Source organism: Porticoccaceae bacterium LTM1 (assembly GCA_030252795.1).
In the GTDB taxonomy this organism is placed as follows: domain Bacteria; phylum Pseudomonadota; class Gammaproteobacteria; order Pseudomonadales; family Porticoccaceae; genus SCSIO-12696.
Genome location: CP127080.1, coordinates 1,720,151 through 1,735,968 on the forward strand (window position 1 = coordinate 1,720,151; position 15,818 = coordinate 1,735,968).

General features: G+C 51.1%; 12 protein-coding genes. 4 read left to right on the forward strand and 8 right to left on the reverse strand.

Going from position 1 to position 15,818, the window contains the following annotated elements:
• Positions 1 to 39 precede the first annotated feature (39 nt).
• The 4 genes from QP938_07520 to QP938_07535 form a co-directional block, all read right to left on the reverse strand.
• Positions 40 to 522 (reverse strand): DUF2269 domain-containing protein, encoded by a 483-nt coding sequence (locus tag QP938_07520; GenBank protein ID WIO73161.1) that lies wholly within the window; start codon positions 520 to 522, stop codon positions 40 to 42.
• Positions 522 to 1,658: a saccharopine dehydrogenase NADP-binding domain-containing protein gene (locus QP938_07525; GenBank protein WIO73162.1), complete on the reverse strand. Its 1,137-nt coding sequence runs from the start codon at positions 1,656 to 1,658 to the stop codon at positions 522 to 524. The genes QP938_07520 and QP938_07525 overlap by 1 nt, the downstream gene beginning before the upstream one ends.
• Before the next feature lie 57 nt (positions 1,659 to 1,715).
• Entirely contained in the window at positions 1,716 to 3,095 is a 1,380-nt protein-coding gene (gene cysS, locus QP938_07530; GenBank protein ID WIO73163.1) for a cysteine--tRNA ligase, read from the reverse strand.
• Positions 3,096 to 3,207: 112 nt separating this feature from the next.
• Positions 3,208 to 4,866: a glutamine--tRNA ligase/YqeY domain fusion protein gene (locus tag QP938_07535; GenBank protein ID WIO73164.1), complete on the reverse strand. Its 1,659-nt coding sequence runs from the start codon at positions 4,864 to 4,866 to the stop codon at positions 3,208 to 3,210.
• A gap of 528 nt (positions 4,867 to 5,394) precedes the next feature.
• Here QP938_07535 and QP938_07540 point away from each other — a divergent pair.
• Both QP938_07540 and QP938_07545 read left to right on the forward strand, forming a co-directional pair.
• Positions 5,395 to 5,904, forward strand: coding sequence for a peptidylprolyl isomerase (locus QP938_07540; GenBank protein ID WIO73165.1), 510 nt, complete (start codon positions 5,395 to 5,397; stop codon positions 5,902 to 5,904).
• A gap of 93 nt (positions 5,905 to 5,997) precedes the next feature.
• Entirely contained in the window at positions 5,998 to 6,714 is a 717-nt protein-coding gene (locus QP938_07545) for a UDP-2,3-diacylglucosamine diphosphatase (GenBank protein WIO73166.1), read from the forward strand.
• Positions 6,715 to 6,957: 243 nt separating this feature from the next.
• Here the strand turns inward: QP938_07545 and QP938_07550 are convergent, their stop codons facing one another.
• From QP938_07550 to QP938_07565, 4 genes are all read right to left on the reverse strand, one after another.
• A complete protein-coding gene (locus QP938_07550) occupies positions 6,958 to 7,476 on the reverse strand; it encodes a YbaK/EbsC family protein (GenBank protein WIO73167.1) in 519 nt (172 codons plus the stop codon).
• Positions 7,477 to 7,649: 173 nt separating this feature from the next.
• A complete protein-coding gene (locus QP938_07555; protein ID WIO73168.1) occupies positions 7,650 to 8,135 on the reverse strand; it encodes a paraquat-inducible protein A in 486 nt (161 codons plus the stop codon).
• On the reverse strand, positions 8,135 to 8,785 hold the full coding sequence (gene miaE / locus QP938_07560) for a tRNA isopentenyl-2-thiomethyl-A-37 hydroxylase MiaE (protein ID WIO73169.1): 651 nt from the start codon (positions 8,783 to 8,785) through the stop codon (positions 8,135 to 8,137). Before miaE ends, QP938_07555 begins: the two co-directional genes overlap by 1 nt.
• A gap of 221 nt (positions 8,786 to 9,006) precedes the next feature.
• Positions 9,007 to 9,657: a glutathione S-transferase family protein gene (locus QP938_07565; GenBank protein WIO73170.1), complete on the reverse strand. Its 651-nt coding sequence runs from the start codon at positions 9,655 to 9,657 to the stop codon at positions 9,007 to 9,009.
• 473 nt (positions 9,658 to 10,130) lie between these two features.
• Between QP938_07565 and acnB the strand changes: the two genes are divergently transcribed.
• A complete protein-coding gene (gene acnB / locus QP938_07570) occupies positions 10,131 to 12,749 on the forward strand; it encodes a bifunctional aconitate hydratase 2/2-methylisocitrate dehydratase (protein ID WIO73171.1) in 2,619 nt (872 codons plus the stop codon).
• An 829-nt stretch (positions 12,750 to 13,578) separates the two neighbouring features.
• Positions 13,579 to 15,774, forward strand: coding sequence for an Ig-like domain-containing protein (locus tag QP938_07575; GenBank protein ID WIO73172.1), 2,196 nt, complete (start codon positions 13,579 to 13,581; stop codon positions 15,772 to 15,774).
• The last annotated feature ends 44 nt before the right edge of the window (positions 15,775 to 15,818 follow it).

A 15,818-nucleotide genomic window follows, 5' to 3' on the forward strand; every position in this document is an offset into this window, starting at 1 on the left:
GGAATAAAATAGCCTATGGGGGGGACTTGGGGTTAATTTTTAGGTAAGAGGTAGAGGCTTGAAAACCATCAACCCGACAATAACCAGAATGGTTGTAAATGCCACCACACCCAGTAGCGTCCAACCTCTCATCAAACTTTTAAAGCTAGATTCTGTGTCATCAGTTGATCTTCCGGCGATCACTTCAGCGGATAGCTTTCTCAACTGATATTGGATTTTGACTACGGTCAACCAAGAAAAGGCAACTACTGCATAAAGTACCAATACCGCAATAAACCACTGTGAGTTAAAGGCCCAACCAAGATGGCTCATCAGTAGAACACCAGTGACTATCTGAACCACAATCGATGGTGTAGTAAACAACCAATCCGCCAGTACAACGTGTCTGGCAGTAACCGCAATCGCCTGCCAATTACCACTTCGGTATGCCATCAGCATAAAAAAAGCGATTCCCGCACCGGTACCAGTAACGATAATGGCAGCAATAATATGAAACCACTTCAACATCAGGTAGTAATCCATTAATTCGTCTCCTTCTCTACACTTACGCTGTGATGAATACCAAACTGTTTGGCCAATTGATCAAACTCAGCCATCGAATACATCCCCAAACAAGGAGTCGCTCCAACCACAGACTGGCCAGCAACTAATTTTTTAGCCACCAAAATCGTTGAAAACGTCGGTATATAAGGGCCAATCCCGTTCGCTGCATTCAACTTCCAGGATAGGGATAAGGGTTTGCCTTGCTTGTCTTCACCGAAAAGAGTGACCCGCATCCCTCCTATATCTGTACCAAATCTTCGCAACAGGTTACTTAATCGAAATATAGGGCCCGATAGTGGTAACCAGTTTTTGACGAGTTTAATCTTGCACAGCCAGGCCATAAAACTCATAGACAGGTGCAAAATCGGCAACTCCAAACCTGCCTGAAATCTTACGGTTTGCACAGTGCTGTACCTGGTTGGAAACAGCTCCAGATCCGGGACATCTACATTGGCAAGCCAGCGCTTTCCAACCCCGTCACCAAAATTCCAGCGACGTATCGACATCCAGCCATAGCGCTGCTGCCAGCTGCCATTTTCATAAACAGGAAATGGATGACCTGTGTAGGAAAGAATCCCTTTTACCGTAGCCTCACCGCGATCTGCTTTATTACCCGGTGCGATTGCAAAATCAATGGAATCCAACCGCTGAAACTGATCCCGATACTGGTCAATCACAACAGATGACAAACCGGGTACCGAGCTGGCACCACTGATTATTTGCACACCTGCTGCTTTGGCGGCTTGATCAAGTGAGTCGATATCACAAACAAAGCGTCGATCATCAGACAGATCGACATAATGACAACCGCAGGCAATGCAGGCTTTCGGCACTCGATAATCCTGCCCCTGAAAAGGACCACTTGTGTGGATCACCAGATCCGGTTTCAGGTCAGCAAGTTGAGAGGTAAAGTTAGCGGCATTCAGATCAATCGGGGCACACGCTAATGATGCCCTGGCACCGCTTTCATTTAATTTCTGGCAAATAGATTCGGCTTTGACAGCGCTGCGCCCGGCAATAATCAGGATGAGTGAGGCATCTTTCGCGAGCTGCTCGGCAATACGTTTTCCGAAATTGCCATAGCCGCCGAGTATTACTATCCGTTTAACACTCACGTTTTATCTCTTTTATCCAGACATAAAAAAAGCCGTCATCATTGACGGCTTTTTGTTTTACTCTCGACGCCACTTCGTGCCTTGAGGAGAATCCTCCAACACAACTCCGGCAGCTTGAAGTTCATCGCGGATTTGATCCGCTCTTGCAAAATCCCGGTTCTTTTTAGCGTCTGCCCGCTCAACAATTAATGCTTCAATTTGTTGCTCGGAAATTGCATCGTCACCACCGCGTGCCTGCTTGAACCACTGTTCCGCGTCACCTTGCAGCACTCCCAGCATGGCACCTGCAGCCAACAGGCGACCCTTGCAGACCGGCTTGTCGGCATCGCTGGCTTTATTTAAATCACGCGCCAATTGGTGCAGTTCACTAATGGCCAGCGGAGTATTGATGTCATCATACAATGCCTGCAAAAAAGCACTGTCAGCCAGATCAACCTGCGCCGCCTCAACTTGCTGGGCGTCGCGCAAGGCGCCGTACAGGCTGTCCAGCACCTTCCAGTTACTTTCCAGCATCTCGGCATTAAAGTTCACATCGGAGCGGTAATGCGCAGAGAGCAGCGCAAATCGCAGCAACTCACCAGGATATTCCGACAACAGATCGTGCACCATGCGGAAGTTACCCAGCGACTTGGACATTTTCTCGCCGTCGATATTTACGTAGCCGTTGTGCATCCAGTAACGCACAAACTGCTTACCGCCGTGGGAGCACTGACTCTGGGCGATTTCGTTTTCGTGGTGCGGGAACACCAGATCACGACCACCACCGTGAATATCAATGGTTTCACCGAGGTGTTTTTCAATCATTGCCGAGCACTCCAGATGCCAGCCTGGACGACCACGGCCCCAGGGGCTATCCCAGCCCGGCTCACTGTCGCTGGAAGGTTTCCAGAGCACGAAGTCACCGGCGTATTTTTTATACGGCGCGACCTCTACTCGTGCTCCGGCGAGCATATCTTCCAGTGAACGGTTGGAGAGCTTGCCGTAATCGGCCATAGACTCTACGGAAAAGAGAACATGCCCTTCTGCCTCATAGGCATAACCACTCTCAATCAACCGCTCGATCATGGCGATCATTTCCGGCAGGTGTTGGGTGGCGTAAGGAATCACATCCGGCTCAAGATTATTGAGCGCGGCCATGTCCTCAAAATAGGCTTTGGCATAACGGGCCGACAGTTCGGAAATATCTTCTTTATTTTCCGCAGCGGCCTTCATGATCTTGTCGTCGATATCGGTAATATTACGTGCGTAGGTCACTTCCCCATAAAGCGATTTCAGCAGACGATAAAGCGTATCGAACACCACAACCGGGCGAGCATTACCAATATGAACGCGGTTATAAACCGTCGGCCCACAGACATACATCTTCACCTTGTTTGCTTCGAGGGGTGTGAAGATTTCTTTTTTACCGCTGTGGGTGTTGTAAATTTTCAGGGTCATAGTTGAGTCCGACATTTGGTCGCACGCTACACGTCGCACGTCGCACGCTTAAACCCGACCCCAAAAGTGCCAAGTTTTTAGCGTGCGACGTGCGACGTGCGACGTCTGACTATCATTTATTCCAGCTTTCTTTCAAATCAATTGTGCGGTTAAACACAACAGTCTCACCGCTCGCCTTGGAGTCACGACAGAAATAACCTTCCCGCTCAAACTGGTAGGCCTCTTCCACTGGCGCATTGGCCAGACCAATTTCTGCTTTACAGCCGGTGAGTACTTGCAGTGATTCCGGGTTGATGTGATCGAGATAATTTTTATCGCCACTGTCCGGAGCCGCCTCATTGAATAGACGATCGTAGAGGCGAACCTCGCAATCAACGCAATTATTTGCATCGACCCAGTGAATCACACCGCGCGGGCGAATATCTCCCGGCGGGTTTTCACCAACAGTACCTGGAACGATCGAGCAACGCAGTTCAGTCACGTCACCCTGCTCATTTTTGATCACATCGTCGGCCTTGATCACATAAGCGCCGCGCAGGCGTACGTAATCACCCAGAACCAGACGTTTGAACTTCTTGCGTGACAGAGTGGTATCTTCGCTGAAATCAGCGCGATCAATATAAATTTCCGAACTGAATGGCAGTTCTCGCTCGCCCAGATCTTTATCCGGGTGTGCCGACGCAGTCAGTATTTCATTGGCATCAACGTTGCTGAACACTACCTTGATCGGGTCCAAAACACACATGGCGCGCTTGGCATTTTTATTGAGGTCTTCGCGAATAGAGAACTCGAACTGCGCCATATCGACAATACCGTCAGTTTTAGCCACTGCCAGAGAGTCACAGAAGTTGCGAACCGCTGCTGGCGTAACACCACGACGACGCAGGCCGGAGATAGTCGGCATACGCGGATCATCCCAACCATCCACATGACCTTCATCCACCAGGTTTTTCAACTTGCGCTTACTGGTAACGGTGTAGTTGATATTGAGTCGGCCAAATTCATACTGGTGCGGCTCGCTCGGCACCGGCAGATTCTGAACAAACCAGTCGTACAGCGGGCGATTGGCCGCAAACTCCAGAGTACAAATAGAGTGAGTAATGCCCTCGATGGCATCTTCCTGACCATGAGCGAAGTCATAGGCCGGATAGATATTCCATTTATCACCAGTACGGTGGTGGTGGCGCTTGCGAATTCGGTACATCACCGGATCGCGCAGGTTCATGTTGGGCGACGCCATATCGATCTTGGCGCGCAATACCATACTACCCTCTTCCTTCTCACCATTCTTCATGGCCTCCAGAAGTGCCAGGTTCTCATCCACCGGTCGATCACGATACGGGCTGTTCTTGCCCGGCTCGGTCAGCGTGCCGCGATACTCACGGGTCTGCTCGGCGCTCAGTTCACACACATACGCCTTACCCTCACGCACCAAATACTGCGCCCACTCGTAAAACTTGTCGAAGTAATCCGAGGCAAAGCGAACCTCGCCATCCCACTCAAAACCGAGCCAGCGTACGTCTTTCATGATCGAATCAACGTATTCCTGCTCTTCTTTTTCCGGATTGGTGTCATCAAACCGCAGGTTGCAGGCACCGCCATACTGCTGGGCAAGGCCAAAGTTCAGGCAGATGGACTTGGCATGGCCAATATGCAGGTAACCATTGGGCTCCGGCGGAAAACGGGTCACGATCTTTTCGTACTTGCCCTCAGCCAGATCTTTTTCAATGATTTTTTGGATAAAATTGAGCGGTTTGGACTCTTCAGACATTCTCTTCTACAACCAGTCGGTTAGTGATCTCAAAGTGGCTGATTATAGCTGCTGGGGGTTGATGGCTACACCCCCTGCTGGCAAATAATCCGTGTCTTCTGGCACTTCGTAGCTCGCAATTTGATTTGGTGGGCAAGTGGTTCCTCATATAACTGACAAATCGTCACAACTTGCCCACCAAACCAAACTGCTAGATAAAATCAATGTCAGTAGATGCCACTGGTAGCGCTTTAGTGGTGGGGAGTTGGTTAGTCCGATTTGTCAGTTATATGAGGACTGGCCAACTCCCCATCACTTAAGCGCGGATTCAAAACACAAAATTCAACAACTTCTCTGCCAGATAAAGCGACCCAAACGTAGCGATTCAGTGATTGGGCGTTGGTTGGCCCGATTTGTCAGTTATATGAGGGCTGGCCAATGCCCAAGCACTGAAACGCGAATTGAACAATCACAACAAAATGCAAATTGCCTAACCGCCCCCCAGCCCTTACCATATCGCCACTTTTACGAATCAAGTGGGAAAGAGACATGATTACCCTGCACACCAACAAAGGCGACATCGCCATTGAACTGGACTTTGACAAAGCCCCCAAATCCGCTGCCAACTTTCTGCAGTACTGTAAAGACGACTTCTACAGCGGCACCATTTTCCACCGCGTCATCAAAGGCTTTATGATTCAGGGCGGCGGCATGAATGCCGACATGCAGGAACAAGCTACACGCGCTTCAATTGAAAACGAAGCCGACAACGGCCTCAAAAACGAAATCGGTACCCTGGCCATGGCCCGCACCATGGATCCGCACTCCGCCTCCAGCCAGTTCTTCATTAACGTGGCCAACAACAGCTTTTTGAACCACACAGGCAAAAACCCACAGGGCTGGGGTTATGCCGTATTTGGAAAAGTGGTTGAAGGAATGGACGTAGTGAAAGATATCGAAGGCGTAAAAACCGGTAACTCCGGCTTCCATCAGGACGTACCGACCGACTCCATCGTGATCGAAAGCATTACCGTTTCTGACGAGTACGCCGAGAAGTAACACCCCGAGAGACGGGAGATGGGAGATGAGAGATGCAACAGGCTCCGCTCCTGCCCCGTCTCACATCTCCCATCTCTCATCTCACGAGCAGCAATGACCACCCTCCTTATCTCCGACTTGCACCTCGCTCCCGAACGCCCTGCCATTACCAAGGCGTTTTACGATTTTCTGGAAAATGAAGCCAGCAAGGCTGAAGCGCTCTACATACTCGGCGATCTGTTTGAAGCCTGGGTGGGAGATGATGATCCTTCCGAATTTCTGGCAGACGTAATTTCAAAACTCAGAAAGCTCAGCGACAGTGGAACCAGGCTTTACTTCCTGCACGGCAATCGCGATTTTCTGGTGGGCAAGCGCTTTGCCAAAGCTGCTGGCTGCATATTACTGCCAGAGCATCACGTAATTGACCTCTATGGAGATAAAGTCCTGTTGCTGCATGGCGACACTCTTTGCACCAAGGATATCGATTACCAGCGTTTTCGCCGCAAAGTACGCAACCCCATTGGCACCTGGCTGCTCACTCGAATCCCCCTGAAAAAACGCCTTCAGATAGCCGCCGACTGGCGCGCCAAGAGCATGCAGGCAAACAGCAACAAGGCCAGCAACATCATGGATGTAACGCCCGATGAGGTGGAGCGTTTGCTAAGAAAATACGGGGTATCAAAAATGGTTCACGGCCACACCCACCGCCCTGGTCGCCATCATCACAATAATGGTGAGCGTATTGTGCTGGGAGACTGGGAAGACTACGGCTGGTGTTTGAGAGCCAGAAATAATGGCTCTTTGGAGCTGGAGTCTTTTCCTATTACATAAGTGGTGCGCACGGTGCACCCTACGGGGGCAACTCCGTCATTCCCGCGCAGGCGATAATCTATATATTCTCATCACTACTCAATATGGATCCCCGCTTTCGCGAGGATGACGAAAAAACGGCATAGCACCAAGTAGCTCTACTGCAGCCTGACAGGTTGCGACGATTTGTGGGTATCATGAGGAGTGGCCTGTCAGGCTGCAGTTAGAGCGGGCTCAATAACTAAATTTGGTGCGCTAAGCCCCTTATATCCTGAAGCGCTTGTGTTCACGGATACTTATCGGTGGTGACATGCCTGCCGGTGAAATTCCACTGGTGATTCCAATCGGATTTACCAAATTGACAAAATCACTGAACTTCATTCGAATCAGTTCGGAATGACTGCCGGCACAGAAAGCAATATCCTCATCCGCAGTAAATACCGTATCCATAAAAACATCCATTCCAAACAGATTGCCAAAAGGTGGAATGGCTCCCAGCTCACAACCAGGGAATCGCCCAGCAAACTCAGCCTCCGATGCCAGGTGAATCTCTTTGGCACCAATTGCATCACGCAAATTTTCCAGCGCCACATGATAGTGCGCCGGTAACACAACCATAGCCAGCTGGCCGTCGGCGCTGACAATCACCACCTTGGCCAGGTTCTGGCCATGAATATGAGCCGCTTCAGCCACTTCCTGTGCCGTGTAGGCAGGTGAATGATTTAGGGTTTTAAAAGGGGTATGTCTGGAACGTAAAAACTCAAGGACAGTACGAATAGCCATAGCAACCTCCTAAGGCTTGTTGGCACTACACCTATAAGGATAGTTTGTATAAGGATGTACTGAGGCTGCGCTCGTCATCCAATATGACCAATGTATGGGGGTTGGTATTGCTAGATGAGAGATGAGAGATGAGAGATGAGAGATGAGAGATGAGAGATGAGAGATGAGAGATGTTACCCTGATTTGTCCCAGCCAATCACTCTTGAGGTGATTGTCATAATTGACAGGACGCCAGCGCTGAAAAGGTAAAGTCCCAGATGGGTTTCGATATCGGCAACGGCTGTGATTTTGACCGCCACAACCAGCATTGCCACCACCAGTACATCCAGCATTGACCAGCGACCAAACTGGTGAATCAAGTGAATACAGCGTTTAACCCGATCGCTGCCCATTCTGCCGGAGTAAACCACACGAAACAGCACGCCGACTTTCACAATCGGCAAAAGGATGCTGAACGCAAACACCAGAATAAAAAGACCTAACTGATTGCCTTCCACCAATTCCATCAGGCCGGAAAGCACCGAAAAGGTACTGTCCAGAATAAAGAACTGCTCGATAGTGGCGATCGGCATTACCAATCCGGCGCCAAACAGCGCCACCGCCAACAGCAAAGCGATGCGCATAGCGACTTGCTCAGCCCTGGAAGGAAGACAGGCCATTAGAAATCTACTGGACCGGAGTGAAAGCGAAACTCCACATCGGGGGTTTCAATCAGCTCGCGTTCTCTTTCGCGAACCGCTTCAATGCGATCTTCAATATCGCATTCGGCCACTTTACGGGCGAGGGTCAAATAGTCCTTGTAGTGACGCGCTTCGGATTTCAGCAGCGAGTTGTAGAACTTCTCCAGTTCCGGGTCGAGGTGCGGCGCCAGCTTGGCAAAGCGCTCACAGGAGCGAGCCTCGATAAACGCACCGATAATCAGTGTATCGACCAACTTATCCGGCTCCTGGCTGCGCACCAGTTTGCGAAGACCCGCGGCATAACGTGCAGCTGAGAGCTGTGTATATGGAATATTGCGATCTTTCATGATCGCCAGAACTTGCTCAAAGTGGCGCAACTCTTCCCGAGCCAGCTTCGACATTTTGTTGAGTAGCTCAAAGCTTGCTACATAGTGCCCTTTCTTTGGCACAAAACCTTCGGCTGGCGCACTGCCATACTTCCAAATCAAAGCCTGCGCTGACTGCGCTGCCTTCAGCTCGCAATTGGCGTGATCCACCAGCAGGATTTGCGGATTTTGGAGTGCTGCCTCAATCCAGGCGTCCGGGGTTTCACAGGGAAGAAAAGCTAACAGGTTTTCGAGATCGGTCATTTACAGGCTCTGGCGATATTCACAACAAGGCGCGCAGTTTACCCGTAATCGACCGATCCGTTAACAGGCTGTTGAAATTCTATCTGCGTTGCTTCTGCGGCGTTAAAAATGGCCTCAAGTCGGTCATTTATTTCAATAAACTCCCTCTTTTCGTTCATTTTTTCCTTGCAGGAGCTGCCTCGAAAACAAATTTCAATAGCCTGTTAATCGGTAGACTTACTTCAGGATTTATTGTCAAAGAAGGTTTTCATCGTCTCGTGCATACAGGTATCCACCTCCTGAACTTTCGGCCGTTGACGCATCACTGCCAGCCAGTCGCTGTAGCCTTCCACTTCAAGCATACGATCTGTCCCGTACACTTTTTCTGTCATCATAGTTACCAGAATTCCAGTGTAGTAACAGACAATATCAGCTGCCGTAAATGTCCCTCCTGTTACATAAGGGGAAAATTTAGCCGCACGCTGAAGAGCGGGAAGCGACCGGTCGAGTGCTTCCTGAACTTCCTGTCGAGTGTAATCTGCAAGATCACCACCAAAAAACACATGGTTTAACAATCTGCGCACTGGCATTTCAACATACAAGACAAGCAACTGTACTAATTGCCTGACTTTGCCAGATTCAAAAGCATCTAATGGATATAGCGGAGGTTCCGGGTCAAGGTCTTCCAGATACTCGATAATGGCAACCGACTCGGACAGAAAGCCATTGGGCGTTTCGATGCAGGGAATCTTCCCCAACGGGCTCATCTGAAGAAATTCAGGCTCTTGACTGGGTGGGGTGCGTACTTCTTCGAAATCGATCCCTTTCTCCAGCAGCGCCAGCTTAACCATGCTGTAGTAGTTACTTACTGCAACGCCATGTAGTTTCAGCACATTAACCTCCCGGCTAGTAATCCGTGTGGAGAGCCAACTATAGCCAGTGTCTACTGAAAGCGCACACATTAATTATTTGCTAACTACCCCTGGTATGACTTCAGCCCCAAGTGGTGTTGCGATATTCACCGCTGAAATAACGGCTATTCAACCAGGCAATCTATTTGTATGGCATCAAACGTTTTAACAATGAAGAAATCACACCACCTTAAATATATATCTATTTGTTTTTGTTGTACTTTTCGCAAAAAAAATCATGCTAGACGAATGCAGAAACCCAACCTGTGCAATATCATTGAAACAAATTGTGACTACACCTAAATACACCACTACCCTGTCTTGTGAGGCGCATTTTTAGTAGAATCGGCTCCCTCAAAAACACAAATTCCAGTGGTCGAGTCAGCTCGACTGCTCAGTTGCCAGAACCCTTGGCAGCTTTCGATTACAACTGACGATACTAAAGGAGCGCTATCGTGCTTGAAGCCTATCGCGAACACGTCGCTGAACGCGCCGCAATGGACATTCCACCCAAACCGCTGAACCCGGAGCAAGTGGCCGACCTGGTCGAGCTGCTGAAAAACCCGCCGGCCGGTGAGGAAGAGTACCTGCTGGACCTGATCACCAACCGCGTACCACCCGGTGTGGACGAAGCGGCCTACGTGAAAGCCGGCTTCCTGTCTGCCATCGCCAAAGGCGAAGCCAACTCTCCGCTGATCAGCCAAACCAAAGCCGTTGAACTTCTGGGCATGATGCTGGGTGGTTACAACATCGCCACTATGGTTGAACTGCTGGACTCCAGCGAGCTGGGTGAAGTTGCAGCCGAGCAGCTGAAAAAGACCCTGCTTATGTTCGATGCCTTCCATGATGTGGAAGAAAAAGCCAAAGCCGGCAACGATTACGCAAAAGCCGTAATCCAAAGCTGGGCAGATGCCGAGTGGTTCACCAGCCGCAACAAGGTACCGGAAAGCATCAAGGTTGCCGTTTTCAAAGTGACCGGCGAGACCAACACCGACGACCTGTCCCCTGCCCCGGATGCCTGGAGCCGCCCGGACATTCCGCTGCACGCACGCGCCATGTACAAAATGACTCGCGACGGCCTGGAGCCGGAAGAGCACGGTGCTACCGGACCGATGCAGCAAATTGCTGACATCCAGAACAAAGGCTACCCGGTTGCTTTCGTGGGTGACGTTGTGGGTACCGGTTCTTCCCGTAAGTCCGCCACCAACTCCGTACTGTGGTTCTTCGGTGAAGAACTGCCGGGTGTTCCCAACAAGAAAGGCGGTGGTATCTGTATCGGTGGCAAAGTAGCCCCGATCTTCTACAACACCATGGAAGACGCCGGCGCACTGGTATTTGAAGCGCCTGTAGACGACCTGAACATGGGCGACATTATCGAAATCCGCCCATACGACGGCAAAATCCTGTCTGAATCCGGTGAAGTTATCTCCGAATTTGAACTCAAGTCCGACGTACTGCTGGACGAAGTTCAAGCCGGTGGCCGTATCAACCTGATCATCGGTCGTGGCCTGACTGCCAAGGCGCGTGAATCACTGGGTCTGGAAGAGTCCGACCTGTTCCGCAAGCCTGTTGCTCCGCAAGACAGCGGCAAAGGCTTCACCCTGGCTCAGAAAATGGTTGGTAAAGCATGTGGCGTTGAAGGTATTCGCCCCGGCACCTACTGCGAGCCGAAAATGACTACTGTTGGCTCTCAGGACACCACTGGCCCGATGACCCGCGACGAGCTGAAAGACCTGGCTTGCCTGGGCTTCTCTGCCGACCTGACCATGCAGTCGTTCTGTCACACCGCCGCTTATCCAAAGCCGGTAGACATCGACACCCAGCACACCCTGCCGGACTTCATCATGAACCGTGGCGGTGTTTCCCTGCGTCCGGGCGACGGCATCATTCACAGCTGGCTGAACCGCATGCTGTTGCCGGACACCGTTGGTACCGGCGGTGACTCCCACACCCGTTTCCCGATGGGCATCTCCTTCCCTGCCGGTTCCGGTCTGGTGGCTTTCGCTGCCGCTACCGGTGTAATGCCTCTGGATATGCCGGAGTCCGTACTGGTTCGCTTCAAAGGCAAAATGCAGCCAGGCATCACCCTGCGTGACCTGGTACATGCGATTCCTTACTACGCGATTCAGGAAGGCCTGCTGACTGTTGAGAAGAAAGGTAAGAAGAACATCTTCTCCGGCCGCATCCTCGAGATCGAAGGTCTGGAACACCTCACCGCCGAGCAGGCGTTTGAGCTGTCCGACGCCTCTGCAGAGCGCTCTGCCGCAGGTTGCACCATCAAACTGAGCGAAGACTCCGTTGCCGAATACCTGCGTTCCAACATCACCCTGATGCGCTGGATGATTGGCGAAGGCTATGGCGATGTTCGCACCCTGGAGCGCCGCGTTCGCAAGATGGAAGAATGGCTGGAAAACCCGAGCCTGATGGAAGCCGATGCCGACGCCGAATACGCTGCCGTCATCGAAATTGATCTGGCCGAAGTTACCGAGCCGGTTGTTTGTGCACCTAACGATCCAGACGACGCACGTCTGCTGTCTGAAGTAGCTGGCGACAAGGTAGACGAAGTGTTTATCGGTTCCTGCATGACCAACATCGGTCACTTCCGCGCTGCCGGTAAGCTGCTGGATCAACACGCCAAAAACGGTACCCCGACCCGTCTGTGGATCTGCCCGCCCACCAAAATGGACGAGCACACCCTGATGGAAGAAGGCTACTACAACATCTTTGGTCGCGCCGGAGCTCGCACCGAGATGCCAGGCTGCTCCCTGTGTATGGGCAACCAGGCTCGTGTGGCGCCAAACAGCACCGTGCTGTCTACCTCCACCCGTAACTTCCCGAACCGTCTGGGCGATGGTGCCAATGTGTACCTGACCTCTGCAGAACTGGCTGCCATTGGCTCTGTTCTGGGCAAACTGCCGACTCCGGCCGAATACCTGGAATACGCCAAGGACATCGACTCCATGGCCAGCGAAATCTACCGCTACATGAACTTTGACCAGATCGAGTCTTTCCAGAAAGGCGCCGAAGAAGGCAAGCGCATCGCCGCGGAGCAGATTGTAGAAGTTGTGGCGTAAGCCTCCCTACTCTGCACAATATTCCCGCTTCGGCGGGAATAAAAAGCCCCGCTTTTGCGGGGCTTTTACGTTTTAGGTGTCGCCGCCACGAGCCAACAATACGCCCTTTACCCACCGGAACAGGCCAGCCCTCATATACCCACAAATCGGGCAAACCTGTTCCGGTAGGTAAAGGGCTCGCTTGGGTGCTATTGGGCGCTCATCATCCCGCCCAAAGTAGCGCTTTCCCTGACCTGACAGGTCACGACGATTTGTCAGTATTATGAGGAGTGGCCTGTCAGGTCAGGGAAAGAGCGGGCTCGCTATTCAACAACTCATAACACAATAACCAAGATTGTCGCCTTCGACACCTAACGCGCTTTGCGCTTGAGTCTTCGTTCTGGTTTGATAATGGCGACACCATGCTGGTGCGGTTTCAGTATCGAACCCAACTCCACATATACTCATAAATGGTTGATTTAGCCTTAACAAAGAACCATTTGTTCTAACAGCAACAAAAATGAGACATGGGTCTCAAAACACCCCACCCTGATCACTTTTTGTCCAATTGGTCACCGTAATCACCCTACTATCGTTTACTTATCCACAGGCAACTGGTTAATATTCGACCACCTGATCGACTTGCAGTGATCAGGATTCTGATTTTGGGGTCCATGCCCCGCTGTTGTAATTCAGAAAAAAATGCAAAACGAAGTTGCTCTCTCGACGTAGCCATCTGGCAAAAATGTTGTGCCTCCACTCCTTTAAAGAGTCATGGGCGCCAGATGGAAAGAGATGAAGCTGTTGTATGCAGGTCAATACCTGCCCGATGTAGCTTGGGGTGTTATACATGAAAATTCGATCTGGCCTTTTGGCGGGCTGGCGCGCGGCTGCACGCCTGGTTTCCGCAAATGTTGTTCGCAAAACCTCTGTTTCAATATTTTCACTCGCGTTGCTCGCGCCTGCGGCACAAGCTCATGACCACGAACATGAGCAAAACGGCGTCGATTTCCGCTCTCATGTGATCAAACACTTCAGCGAGTCCAGCACTCTACAAAAGAAGCTGGTTGCCAAAAAGCTGACCCAAGGCAATGGTCGTTGGGCTGAGTTGAATGGCACTATAGAAGTGTTTTACGAAGATCACAGCGATCAAAGCCACTCGCGTCTGGTTCAGTTTTTAACAACAGACCAAGGCGAGCGCATTCAGATTCTCACCAGCGATGAACACCCCGCGTTTGCCAACGGCACTCAGGTAAATGCTCGCGGACTGCAGGTTGAAGATACAGATCAGGACCTGATCTACCTGGCTCTGGACCCGGAGTCCAGCAGCACAACCAGCACCTCAACGTCTTCCCTGGCCCAAACTACTGGTGATCAGAAAACCCTGACCATCATGGTGAATTTTAACGACAATACAAGTCAACCGTTTACCAAAGCACAGGTGGAAAACGCTATATACACCGAGGTAAACCAGTACCTGTACGAAAACTCCTTCGGCAAACTGTCTATCAGCGGTGCAGTTACCGGTTGGCACACCATCAATGTTTCCAGCACCAACTGCGACACCAATACGATTCGCAGCGCTGCCAATACTGCCGCCACAAACAGCGGATATAACATCGCCAATTATCAGCGCATCATGTACCTGTTCCCCAAGAACAGTTGCAGCTGGGCTGGCTATGCATCCGTTAGCGGCTCACCGTCGTATGTCTGGCTGAACGGAAAGATTGACATGCATACTGTCGGACACGAAATTGGCCACACTCTCGGTCTGATGCACGCTCATGCCCACGAAGCCGACAACGAGGTAATCTCAAACAACGGTGTTACTTACGAATATGGTGACACCCTGGACATCATGGGTACCAAGCCAACCAACCTTAATGCTTTCAATATGGAGCTGTTGAACTGGTTTGATAACGGTGATGTCCAGCCAATTACCAACACCGGAAGCTATCAGCTGGATTCTTATGGCACTACCAGAAGCGGTCTGCCAAAAGCACTGCGCATCTCCCGTGGTACTGACGCATCTGGTGCCGAACAGTGGATGTACCTGGAATATCGCACCGCTGTTGGCTACGACAGCATCATGGACAGCGACATCAACTACGACAGCGCCAACTACAACAACGGTGTAGTGCTGCGTCTCGGTACCAATGGCAACAGCAACAGCAGCTTCCTGCTGGATGCTACGCCAAACAGCTCTTCTTTCTACGATTGGACAGACACTGCCCTGGAAGCTGGAAACAGCTTTACCGACCCAAAAACCGGCACCACAATCACCGTAGTATCTGCTGATGGCAACCGCGCCACTGTTGATATCAACCTGGGCAGTAGCAACCCGGATCCACTCCCGGTTTGTGAGCGTGCAGTACCGTCTGTATCCCTGCAAGCTATCAGCGGGACTACCGCTGCACCTGGCCAGGCACTCAGCTACCGCCTGACTGTTACCAACAATGACAGCTCAGAATGCAGCAATGCACAGTTCAATCTTGGCGCCGCCGTTCCATATGGCTGGAGCAAATCGCTGTCAAGCTCGCAAGTGACCCTTGCGCCGGGCAGCTCTTCAAATATTACTCTGTATGTAACCTCTTCCAGCACAGCACTGGATGGTGCCTACTCAATCAGTGGTAACGCTACACACAGCACTACTGGCAGCACTCGAACTGCAAGTGCCACTTACACTGTGAAGGCTCCTGTTACTTCAACAAACAGCGCGCCGACAGCATTAAACGACTCAGCAAATACTCCGGAAAAAACTGCAGTGACAATTACTGTACTCGCTAACGACAGTGACCCGGATGGCGATGCAATCTCTGTAGTTGGCGTTAGCCAACCAAGTAAAGGCAGTGTTTCCATTAATTCAAATGGTACAGTGACCTACGTGCCTCCAAGAAAATTCACTGGTACGCAAACCTTCAGCTACACCATCAGTGATGGCAAAAAACAGGCAACCGCATCAGTAACGGTAACTGTTGCAAACTCCAGTGATGGATCTACTGGTGGTGGCGGCAAAGGTGGCGGCGGAAAAGGCGGTCGTAAATAATTACATCAATCAAAAAAAACAGGGCGACTATTCAGTCGCCCTGT